This is a genomic window from Bradyrhizobium sp. Ses1 (assembly GCF_059512365.1).
This window is the reverse complement of the sequence record NZ_JCAMOQ010000253.1, coordinates 1-282: the sequence shown is the minus strand read 5'-3', so window position 1 is coordinate 282 and position 282 is coordinate 1. Positions and strand designations below refer to the sequence as shown.

1 protein-coding gene is annotated in these 282 nt (G+C 66.0%); it reads left to right on the top strand.

Annotation, left to right across the window (positions count from 1 at the left end; all coding sequences use genetic code 11):
- Positions 1–282: transposase (locus AC5ZG5_RS46580; RefSeq protein ID WP_496165619.1), on the top strand; the 282-nt coding region annotated here is incomplete at both ends.

The window sequence follows — 282 nt, the reverse complement described above, 5'->3', positions numbered from 1 at the left end:
ATCGCCCCGGAAATTGCCGTCGGCGACGGCGCGCTCGGCTTCTGGAAGGCGCTCGAGGAGGTCTGTCCCGGCACGCGGCACCAGCGATGCTGGGTGCACAAGGCCGTCAATGTCCTGGACAAGGTCCCGCTCTCGGTGCAGGCCGCCATGAAGAAGGATCTGCGCGAGGTCTATTGGGCGCCGAACCGGACGTCCGCCGAAGCGGCGATCGACGTCTTTGCCGAAAAATACCGCGCCAAATACGGCCGGGCGGTCGAATGCCTGGTCAAGGATCGCGACGCC